The organism is Craterilacuibacter sp. (assembly GCF_051659485.1).
Taxonomy (GTDB): Bacteria; Pseudomonadota; Gammaproteobacteria; order Burkholderiales; family Chromobacteriaceae; genus Craterilacuibacter.
Genome location: NZ_JBOFOO010000410.1, coordinates 1 through 10,497 on the forward strand (window position 1 = coordinate 1; position 10,497 = coordinate 10,497).

A 10,497-nucleotide genomic window follows, 5' to 3' on the forward strand; every position below is an offset into this window, starting at 1 on the left:
AAGCCATCCAACACCTCCCACGCAAAACGGGGCGCTAGCCCCGTTTCTTATTTTCCATGCTGACAAAAAAATCAAAAAACACATAACCCTTAAATATCAACAATTTAAGTAGCACGCCCAAAGCCACCAGACAATACCAAACGCAAATGCAACCTACCCAAAAAAAATAAGCATCAATATTTAATAATTTAATATTGAACTAATGGGTTGAATCATGGTATTTCTGAAAATAGAAGCCCGCACTATAACACCACATCAAGCGGGCTAAAAAAACACACAGGGTCACGAGAAAGGACATAACAACATGCTCCGCCAGCATCCAAAAGGGCTCTACCTTTTGTTCGCCACCGAGATGTGGGAACGCTTCAGTTATTACGGCATGCGTGCCCTCTTCGTACTGTTCATGGTCAATGCCCTGATGTACGACAAGGTGCAGGCCTCCGAGATTTACGGCTCGTTTACCGGCTTGGTGTATTTTGCACCGCTGCTGGGTGGCTATATTGCCGACCGCTACTGGGGAAACCGGCGCTCCATCGTTGTCGGCGCTCTGTTAATGGCCGCCGGTCAGTTTGCCATGTTTACCTCCGGCCTATTCCATACCGACGCGGCCACCGCCACACCATGGCTGTATGGTGGCTTGGGACTACTGATTGCCGGCAATGGCCTGTTCAAGCCAAATATCTCGTCCATGGTCGGCCAGTTGTATCCCGCCGGGGACCAGCGCATCGATTCTGCCTTTACCATTTTCTACATGGGCATTAATTCAGGCGCGCTACTGGCGCCACTCGTCTGCGGGACACTGGGGGATACCGGCAATCCGGATGACTTCAAATGGGGCTTCCTTGCTGCCGGTGTGGGCATGCTGATCTCGCTTTGCCTATTCATCTTCTTCAAGGACAAGCATCTGGTGACACCGGAAGGCAAAGCCATCGGTCTGCCGCCAGTTTCCAAGCGCGACGCTTCGGGCAACGCCATCAAGCATGCACCATTGACCTATATCGAGAAGCAGCGACTGGCCGTGATTCTGATTCTGTCGGCCTTCGTGATCTTTTTCTGGTCGGCTTTCGAACAAGCCGGAGCTTCTCTCACCTTCTTTGCTGCCGAACAAACCAATCGCAATGTACTGGGCTTTACCATTCCGGCCTCCTACTTCCAGTCGATCAACCCGATCTCCATCGTACTGTTCGCGCCTATCTTTGCCTGGCTATGGACCAAGCTGGGTAAGCGCGGCGTCGAACCGAACTCGCCGATGAAAATGGCAATCGGCCTCTTGTTTCTGGCGCTGGGTTATCTGGTGATTGCTTTTGGTGTCAGCGGTGTGACTGCCGACACCAAGGTCAGCATGATGTGGCTGGTCAGCCTCTATATGTTGCATACCTTTGGCGAACTGTGTCTGTCGCCTATCGGCCTGTCGCTGGTGGTCAAGCTGTCGCCGGCACGACTGACCTCCATGATGATGGGGATCTGGTTTGTCTCCAATGCCGCCGCCAATAAGTTTGCCGGCATGCTGTCCGAACTGTACCCGGAGCCTGGCAAGCCGGTGCCACAACTGCTGGGCTATGCCGTCAACAATCTGCATGACTTCTTTATGTTGTTCGTGTTTATGGCCGGTACGGCAGCACTGATCTTGTTCGCGCTATCCAGCACGCTCAAGAAGATGATGCACGGTCTGAGCTAAGAAGTAAGATTCGGCAAAATGGGGAGGGCTTTCGCCCTCCCCATTTTTTTGCCTATCCATCCATAGCGGTCAAACAAGCATGCCCAGCGTCTCTACTTACTCGAACACCAGTACGCCATCTCTGGCATCGACACGCACAATAGCCTTGGGCAGGTAACGCCCGGCCAGAATTGCCTTGGAAAGCGGGTTTTCAATCTCGCTCTGGATGGCACGCTTAAGCGGTCGCGCGCCATAGACCGGATCAAAGCCCGCTTCGGCCAACAGGCTTAGCGCGCTATCCGATACCTCCAGTCCCAGCTCCAGCTTGGCCAGACGGGACTCCAGCAATTTAAGCTGGATGCGGGCGATGGACTGGATATTCTTTTCATCCAGCGCATGGAATACCACCACTTCGTCGATACGGTTGACGAACTCGGGGCGGAAATAACCCTTGACCTCGGCCATCACTGCCAGCTTGATCACTTGATAATCATCGGTCGCCATGACCTGAATCTGCTCGCTACCGATATTCGAGGTCATCACCACCACCGTATTTTTAAAGTCTACGGTACGCCCCTGCCCATCGGTTAAGCGGCCATCGTCCAGCACCTGCAGCAACACATTGAATACATCCGGATGTGCCTTCTCCACTTCATCCAGCAAAATCACGCTATAGGGTTTGCGCCGTACCTGCTCGGTCAGATAACCGCCCTCCTCATAACCGACATAGCCCGGAGGCGCACCGATCAGCCGGGCAACCGAATGCTTCTCCATATACTCGGACATATCGATACGGATCAGGTGGCTTTCACTATCAAACAAGAACCCGGCCAGTGCTTTGCACAACTCGGTCTTGCCTACACCGGTAGGCCCCAGAAACAGAAAGGAGCCGTAAGGCTTGTTCGGGTCGGACAGACCCGAGCGCGAACGGCGGATGGCATCGGCCACCGCCGTCGCGGCCTCGTCCTGCCCGACTACGCGCTGATGCAGCACATCTTCCATATGCAATAATTTGTCGCGCTCGCCGGTCAGCATTTTGGAGACGGGGATACCGGTCATGCGGCTGATGACTTCGGCGATTTCCTCGGTCCCCACCTCGGTGCGCAGCAGCCGGTGATCGGCAACGGCCTCATCACTGCTTTTTTCGGCAACAGTCAGTTGCGCCTCCAGCTGCGGCAGCCTGCCATACTGCAGTTCAGCCAGCTTTTGCCAATCGCCCTTGCGCTTGAGTTCTTCCATCTCGTTCTTGAGCTTGTCTATTTCTTCCTTGATGCTCTGGCTACCCTGCTGCGAGGCTTTCTCTGCTTTCCAGATTTCTTCCAGATCGGAATAGTCCTTGGACAGGCGCGCAATTTCGTCTTCTATCAGTGCCAGACGCCGCTGCGAGGCCTCGTCACTCTCCCGCCGAACCGCCTCGCGCTCGATTTTGAGCTGGATCAAGCGCCTATCCATCTTGTCCATTTCTTCCGGCTTGGAATCCAGTTCCATCTTGATGCGGGAGGCTGCCTCGTCAATCAGGTCGATCGCCTTGTCCGGCAAGAAGCGGTCGGTGATATAGCGGTGGGAGAGCTCGGCCGCCGCCACTATCGCCGGATCGGTAATATCGACACCATGATGGATTTCATACTTTTCTTTCAGCCCGCGCAGAATGGCGATGGTGTCCTCGACCGAAGGTTCATCCACCAATACCTTCTGAAAGCGTCGCTCCAGCGCCGCATCCTTCTCGATATACTTGCGATACTCGTCCAGCGTCGTCGCTCCCATGCAGTGCAACTCGCCACGAGCCAGTGCCGGCTTCAGCATATTGCCGGCATCCATCGCCCCTTCGGCCTTGCCGGCACCCACCAGCGTATGGATTTCATCGATAAAGACGATGGTATTGCCCTCGTCCTTGGCGAGATCAGTCAACACGGCTTTCAACCGCTCTTCAAATTCGCCACGGAACTTGGCACCCGCCAACAAGCTGGCCAGATCCAGTACCAGCAACTTCTTGCCCTTGAGACTGTCCGGCACTTCGCCATTGATAATACGCTGTGCCAGCCCCTCGACGATGGCGGTCTTGCCCACCCCCGGCTCACCGATCAGCACCGGGTTATTCTTGGTTCGACGCAGCAGCACCTGAATCGCACGGCGAATCTCGTCATCGCGCCCTATCACCGGGTCAAGCTTGCCCGCACGGGCACGCTCGGTCAGATCCAGGGTATATTTTTTCAAGGCCTCGCGCTGCCCCTCTGCATCCTGGCTGCCGATAGCCTCACCACCGCGCAGTGCCGACACCGCGGCATTCACCGCTGCTGGCGTTGCACCATATTGCTTGAGCAGTTTGCCGGTTTCACCCTTATCGTCCATCAGCGCCAATAAAAACATTTCGCTGGCGATGTACTCATCGCCGCGCTGCATTGCGGCCTTGTCGGTCAGGTTCAATAATTTATTCAGGTCACGCGACACGGTAATTTCGCCATCCCCACCCTGCACCTTGGGCAGCCGCTCCAGCGCCTGCTGCAAACCCGTTTTCAGGCCGGCTGCATTCACACCTGCACGCGACAACAACCCCGCCATACCGCCATCGGCATCCTCCAGCATCGCCAGCAATAAATGCTGCGGCTCGATATAAGAATTATCACCCGCCAGCGCCAAGCTTTGTGCTTCCGCCAGCGACTGCTGAAATTTGGTTGTGAGTTTGTCAAATCGCATCATGCTCTCCAGGGTGAATCTTGCTACCGACTAACGTGGGGAATAAATCGTGCTATTTCAAGTGGATAGTTGTGCCCCGCATTGCCTATGCTCATGGAGCATCGTAGGCAGCGCAGTATTTATAGGGCAATAACCATGAAGACCATACGCTTGAGCATCATCATTTCGCTATGGCTGCTTGCCGGACAGATTGCGGCCGCGCCCGCCCTGCTTGTCTTCGGCGCATCTCTTCACGGCAGTTGCAACCCGCAACGCTACCAGTGTGACTTGAACGGTTTCAACCCCGGATTGGGTCTGGAGTGGAATTTTGAGCCAACATGGGCCGGTGGCCGGCTACTCGCCAGAACCGGCGCTTATAGAGACTCTTATGCAGAAACAGCGGTGTTTGCCGCCGGTGGCTGGCGCCGGGTATGGCCCATCGCCAGCGACTGGGAAGCGGGTGTGGTTTTGCTGGCAGGTTACCTCAAGGGCTCGGATATAAACGGCCTGATTGCCATCCCTTTACTGACCGTAGGCACTCCCAAGCTGGCACTCGAAGTCGGCTATATTCCCAAAATCAAGGCCGGCAACTACCGGGGCAATGTCCCCGTGACCACTTTCAACCTGCGCTACGCTTTCTAAGTTGCCGCCGCCTCACTTGCATTAAAAAACCCGTCCGGCAGCCAGTGCAGAACGGGTTAAATGGGGCAGCAGCTATCCGCCTTTAAATCACGCTGACCCGCGCCGGCCCCTGATGCAGGCGACCGACCACCGAAGCGTAGCCAAAGCCCGCCTCATGGAACATAGCCAGCACGGCATCGGCCTTTTCCGGCGCGACAGCCGCCAGCAAGCCGCCACTGGTTTGCGGATCGACCAAGATACGGCGCTTCCATTCAGCCAAGGATGCAGCGTAGTCGATATCGTGACCGAAACTAGCCTGATTGCGCTCGATCGCGCCAGGGCCGATGCCGGCCTCGGCAAACGGACGCGCCTCACGTATTACCGGTACGTGCTCAAATGTGACCTCGGCACTCAGTCTGGCGCCGCGACACACTTCCAGCAGGTGGCCCATCAGGCCGAAGCCGGTCACATCGGTCAGTGCATGCACTTCCGGCAAGGCCGCCAGTTTGGCACCCACGGTATTGAGCTGGGTGGTGGAAGCGATCAGTGCTGCATAGCCGTCCGCATCCAGTTCGCCTCGCTTCATGGCCTGCGCCATAATCCCCACACCCAGCCCCTTGCCCAGAATCAATACATCGCCATCCTTGGCATCGGCGTTGCGCTTGAGCTGATCGGGGTGCACGATACCCATCGCCACCAAACCATAAATAGGCTCGGGGGCATCAATAGAGTGACCACCGGCAATCGGGATACCCGCTGCGTGACACACCGATTCACCGCCGGCCAGAATGTCGCGTATGGTTTCCACCGGCAGCACATTCACCGGCATGCCGACTATCGCCAGCGCCATAATGGGGGTCGCGCCCATGGCATAGATGTCGGAGATCGCATTGGTCGCCGCAATACGGCCAAAGTCGAAGGCATCGTCCACAATGGGCATGAAGAAGTCGGTGGTGGCGACCAGCGCCTGCGACTCGTTCAGTTTATACACAGCTGCGTCGTCAGCCGTTTCGGTGCCGACCAGCAAATTGGGAAATACCATTTTCTCGCGCGTACTGGCGAGTATGGTTTCGAGCACTGACGGCGCGATTTTGCAACCGCAACCACCGCCGTGAGACAATTGGGTCAATCTTACTTCGGACACGATAAAGTCCTTCCAAATACTATGCTTTTCAAGCCCGCGACCGTAGCACAATTAGGGCAATTTGACGAGGTGATCGACGTCCGTTCACCGTCCGAATTTGCCGAAGACCATATCCCCGGCGCCATCAATTGCCCGGTACTGGACGATGCCCAGCGCCATGAAGTCGGCAGCCTGTACAAGCAGGTATCACCATTCGAGGCGCGCAAGGTGGGTGCTGCGCTGGTTTCCCGCAATATTGCGCAGGCGCTGGAAGAACAGTTCGCCGACAAACCGCGCAACTGGCGCCCAATCATCTATTGCTGGCGCGGCGGCCAGCGTTCGGGAGCGATGGCCACTGTCTTTGCGCAGGTTGGCTGGCCGGTTTACCAATTGCAAGGCGGCTACAAAGCCTACCGCCACGATGTACTGGCCCAGTTGGAGACACTGCCGGCCACGCTGGATTTGCGCGTCGTATGCGGGCCGACCGGCTCGGGCAAAAGCAGACTACTGGATGCGTTTGCCCGTGCCGGCCATCAGGTGCTGGATCTGGAAGGCCTCGCCAACCATAGAGGCTCAGTACTGGGCAAATTGCCCGGCTCACCACAACCCAGCCAGAAATCGTTCGATTCGCAGCTCTTGGCCGCCATCCGGCAACTGGATACGTCGTGCCCGGTATTTATCGAGTCTGAAAGTAAGAAAGTCGGCCAAGTGACGCTACCGCTGGCGCTATTCGAACGCATGCATCAAAGCCCCTGCCTCTTGGTCGATGTACCGCTGGCCGAGCGCGTACGCTTCTTGCTGGAAGATTACGATTTTTACGTCAGTGATCCGGAAAGCCTGATCAAGCAACTGAGCTTCCTTAAGGCCGTGCATTCGGGCGAGCAACTGGGCCATTGGTCCAGCCTGATACGCAGCGGCGAATTCGGCGCACTGGTCGGCGAGCTCCTCACCCTGCACTACGACCCGCTGTATTTGCGCTCCATGGATCGCCACTATGTGCATCTGGCACAAGCGCAGGCCATTACACTGCACTCGCTGGAGCATAAAGAGCTCGCACATATCGCAAAGACGCTGCACGTAGCATGAGTACACCGCTTTTACATGCCCGTTTAAGCTGGCAGGACGGACAACCATCGTCGCTGGATTATGGTGATGTCTATTTTGCCCGCGACAGCGGACTGGATGAAACCCGCTACGTATTTCTGGACGGCAACCGGCTGGCCGGGCGTTTTGCCAATCTCGCTGCGGGTGAAACCTTTACCGTGGGCGAAACCGGTTTCGGCACCGGCCTTAATTTCCTCTGTACCTGGCAGCTATTCAAGACGCAGGCACCGGCCAGCGCCCGTCTGGCCTTCGTCAGCGTAGAAAAACATCCGCTGAGTCCCGCAGACCTCAGCCGTGCACTGGCCGCCTGGCCGTCGCTGGCGCGGGAAGCCGCGCAGCTAGTAGACGCTTACCACGGGATAGAGGCAGGCTACCAGCACCTGTTGCTGGATAAGGGACGCGTCAGCCTGACCTTGCTGATAGGCGATGCGCTAGAAACCCTGCCCGAGCTGGATGCACAGGTTAATGCGTGGTTCCTCGATGGTTTTGCGCCGGTCAAGAACCCCGAGATGTGGCAAGCACCGCTATTCAAACAGCTTGCCCGCCTATCCGCGCCCGACGCGACCCTCGCCACCTTTACCAGCGCCGGCTTTGTACGGCGCGAGCTCGCTATTGCCGGCTTCAGCATCAAAAAAACTCCGGGTTTTGGCCGCAAATGGGCAATGACCGTGGGCACACGCAATGCCACCGAGACTCGCGCATGGCAAGCACCATGGCTGGCGCGCCCGCCTGCCTGCCACGGGCGGCGCGCCATCGTGATCGGTGCCGGCATCGCCGGTGCTGCCGCCGCTGCCAGTCTGGCCAGCCGCGGTTTTGACGTGACGGTGCTGGAGCGGCACGCGGCGCCGGCACTAGAAGCATCCGGCAATCCGCAAGGTGTGCTCTACCTCAAGCTCTCGGCTCATTCCACGCCACAAACCCGGTTGCTGCTTGCCGGTTATGGCTATAGCCTGCGCACGCTGGCGACCCGGCAAAATCGCGGCACTGACTGGGATGACTGTGGGGTATTGCAACTGGCACACGACGAAGCGACCCGCCAGCGCCAGTCACAACTGGCCGCCGCATTTCCGGCTAGCCTGCTGTACGCGGTTGGCGCAGCGCAAGCCAGCGAACTTGCCGGCTTACCGGTCGAGCAAGACGGTCTGTTTTTCCCTGAAGGCGGCTGGATCAAGCCGCCACATCTGGTCGCCGCCCTGCTCGCAAGTAAAGGCATCACTTGCCGCTACGGAGCATCGGTCCAAAAACTGGCCCAGTCTGCCCAGGGCTGGCAAGCCGGGCTGGAAAACGGCGAGACATTACCTGCCGATATTGTGGTCATCGCTTGCGCCAACGCCAGCACCCTGTTTACACAAAGTGCACACCTGCCACTCAAACCGGTACGCGGTCAGGTATCGGTCGCAGCGGCCAGCACCGCCAGCCGCCAGCTCAAGACCGTATTGTGCGGCGCGGGCTATATTGCACCGGCAGCCGATGATGGCCACACCTTTGGCGCCAGCTTCAACTACGAACGCAGTGACAGCGAGGTATCGGCTGCCGAGCACACGGAGAATCTGGCCATGCTTGCAGGGCTGAACCCGGCGCTGTATCAGGCACTGGAAGGTGACAAGCTGACACCAGCCAGCCTTAAAGGACGCGCCGCCTTGCGCACGACCACGCCCGACTACCTGCCGCTGGTCGGCATGCTGGCCGATCAGCAGGGATTTACAACGGCCTACGCCGACCTTGCCCGTGATGCCAGCCTCAAACTGGGCACAATAATGCCGTGGCTGGATGGCCTGTACATCAGCAGCGGCCACGGCTCGCGCGGCATGGTCACGGCACCGCTGGCGGGCGAACTGATCGCCAGCCTCGCCTGCAAAGAGCCGCTGCCCTTACCCAAGGCGGTGGTGGATGCCCTGTCCCCCAACCGCTTTTTATTGCGCACACTGATTCGCACCAAGCCCGGCAAAAAGCCCCAGCGCGCATGACTTTATACCGACAAAAAATAGCCCGTCAGGCTTGAGCTGACGGGCTGTTTGACGACCATACGAAACAAATAGCTTAAAGTTTGAAGCGGTTAAATGCAGCCTCCATGACCCGTACCCGCTGCGCCAACTGCGCCAGTGTCGCACGCGCGTGCTGCAAGTCGGCATCGGAGCTGATGATCTGGCTATTGATCGATTCGGTACTTTGCGCCATCGCGGTGGTCGCGTTGTGCTGCTCACCGGTAGACAGGCTGATGCCGCCCACCCGCTCCACCACCTGACGCATGGTCTCGGTAATATCCTGCATACGCTGGCGCGCACCCTGCGTCAGATTCACGCTGTCACCCACCGAACATGTGGTGTGCTGCATATTGCCAACGGCCCGCCCCGTTTCGGCGAGTATGCTATCAATCATGCCGCTGATTTCCACCGTCGCCTGCGCAGTCCGTTCGGCCAGCTTGCGTACTTCGTCCGCAACAACCGCAAAGCCGCGCCCCTGCTCGCCGGCACGCGCCGCCTCGATTGCCGCATTCAGCGCCAGCAGATTGGTCTGATCGGCAATATCGCTGATCACGCTGGTAATCTTGGAAATTTCCTGCGAGCGCTGCTCCAGCGAAGTCAGTAAAGCCCCCAGATCCGTGACCGACTGGCTGGTCTGCAGCATCTTGTCGCTGATATGCTGCATATCGGTCACACCGGCATCGGCCGCCTGCCCGGAGGTACGGGCCAGCTGGTCGGCCTCACGGGTTGCATCGGCAATATGCGCGATACTGACGCTGACTTCCTCAATCGCTGCCGCATTGGCACTGGAAATATCGGCCAGCGCGTGCGAATCATCGGCAAGCTTGTCGACAGTAGACCCCACCTGCACCACCCCTTGCCCCAATGCCACGGCCTCACCCTGCAGTTCACGGAACATGCCGTTCAGGCTAGACACAAACTGGTTGAATGCCTGCGCGGTTTGCGCCACTTCATCGTTTCCGCTGACATCGATGCGCCGGGTCAGGTCACCTTCGCCGGCCGCGATTTCGCGCATCGCATCGCGTACCCGGAACAAGCCCTGCAACAGGCGCCCAAGATAGGCCGAACACAGTAGCAGTACCAGCGTACACACCAGCGCCACCCCGCCGATGATCATGCCCAACATGCGATATAGCGGCGCATCGATCTCGGCCTGATCCAGTGCAACACCAAGCACCCAGTCGCTGCCATCTACCGGCTTGAGTTCGACCAGGAATTCCTTGCCGTCTATCTGCATACTGCGCGCCTGCAAAGAGGCCGCCATACTGGATATCGTGGCACTATCCAGCGCTGGAATCACGCCAGCAATCGGCTTGAGCGCAGTCCCGTCCTTA

The 10,497-nt window shown here is 57.9% G+C and carries 7 protein-coding genes; 4 read left to right on the forward strand and 3 right to left on the reverse strand.

Annotated features, from left to right (window positions below; all coding sequences use genetic code 11):
• Window positions 1-304: 304 nt before the first annotated feature.
• On the forward strand, window positions 305-1,678 hold the full coding sequence (locus tag ACRC1E_RS13865) for a peptide MFS transporter (RefSeq protein ID WP_438515679.1): 1,374 nt from the start codon (window positions 305-307) through the stop codon (window positions 1,676-1,678).
• 96 nt (window positions 1,679-1,774) lie between these two features.
• Here the strand turns inward: ACRC1E_RS13865 and clpB are convergent, their stop codons facing one another.
• A complete protein-coding gene (gene clpB / locus ACRC1E_RS13870; RefSeq protein WP_438515684.1) occupies window positions 1,775-4,351 on the reverse strand; it encodes an ATP-dependent chaperone ClpB in 2,577 nt (858 codons plus the stop codon).
• Window positions 4,352-4,486: 135 nt separating this feature from the next.
• On the opposite strand from clpB, the gene ACRC1E_RS13875 reads away from it, so the two are divergent.
• A complete protein-coding gene (locus tag ACRC1E_RS13875; protein WP_438515680.1) occupies window positions 4,487-4,972 on the forward strand; it encodes a hypothetical protein in 486 nt (161 codons plus the stop codon).
• 82 nt (window positions 4,973-5,054) lie between these two features.
• On the opposite strand, the gene selD is transcribed toward ACRC1E_RS13875, so the two are convergent.
• Window positions 5,055-6,098: a selenide, water dikinase SelD gene (gene selD, locus ACRC1E_RS13880; protein WP_438515685.1), complete on the reverse strand. Its 1,044-nt coding sequence runs from the start codon at window positions 6,096-6,098 to the stop codon at window positions 5,055-5,057.
• A gap of 18 nt (window positions 6,099-6,116) precedes the next feature.
• On the opposite strand from selD, the gene mnmH reads away from it, so the two are divergent.
• Both mnmH and mnmC read left to right on the forward strand, forming a co-directional pair.
• Window positions 6,117-7,160 (forward strand): tRNA 2-selenouridine(34) synthase MnmH, encoded by a 1,044-nt coding sequence (mnmH, locus tag ACRC1E_RS13885; RefSeq protein WP_438515681.1) that lies wholly within the window; start codon window positions 6,117-6,119, stop codon window positions 7,158-7,160.
• A complete protein-coding gene (mnmC, locus tag ACRC1E_RS13890) occupies window positions 7,157-9,145 on the forward strand; it encodes a bifunctional tRNA (5-methylaminomethyl-2-thiouridine)(34)-methyltransferase MnmD/FAD-dependent 5-carboxymethylaminomethyl-2-thiouridine(34) oxidoreductase MnmC (RefSeq protein ID WP_438515682.1) in 1,989 nt (662 codons plus the stop codon). The genes mnmH and mnmC overlap by 4 nt, the downstream gene beginning before the upstream one ends.
• Before the next feature lie 73 nt (window positions 9,146-9,218).
• Here the strand turns inward: mnmC and ACRC1E_RS13895 are convergent.
• A partial coding sequence (locus ACRC1E_RS13895; protein WP_438515683.1) for a methyl-accepting chemotaxis protein occupies window positions 9,219-10,497 on the reverse strand: 1,279 nt, incomplete at its 5' end.

What these genes read in the sequence shown, in the direction of transcription:
- ACRC1E_RS13865 (WP_438515679.1), top strand. Translation starts at nt 305, where the DNA reads ATGCTCCGCCAGCATCCAAAAGGGCTCTACCTTTTGTTCGCCACCGAG.
- clpB (WP_438515684.1), bottom strand. Translation starts at nt 4,351, where the DNA reads ATGCGATTTGACAAACTCACAACCAAATTTCAGCAGTCGCTGGCGGAA.
- ACRC1E_RS13875 (WP_438515680.1), top strand. Translation starts at nt 4,487, where the DNA reads ATGAAGACCATACGCTTGAGCATCATCATTTCGCTATGGCTGCTTGCC.
- mnmH (WP_438515681.1), top strand. Translation starts at nt 6,117, where the DNA reads ATGCTTTTCAAGCCCGCGACCGTAGCACAATTAGGGCAATTTGACGAG.
- mnmC (WP_438515682.1), top strand. Translation starts at nt 7,157, where the DNA reads ATGAGTACACCGCTTTTACATGCCCGTTTAAGCTGGCAGGACGGACAA.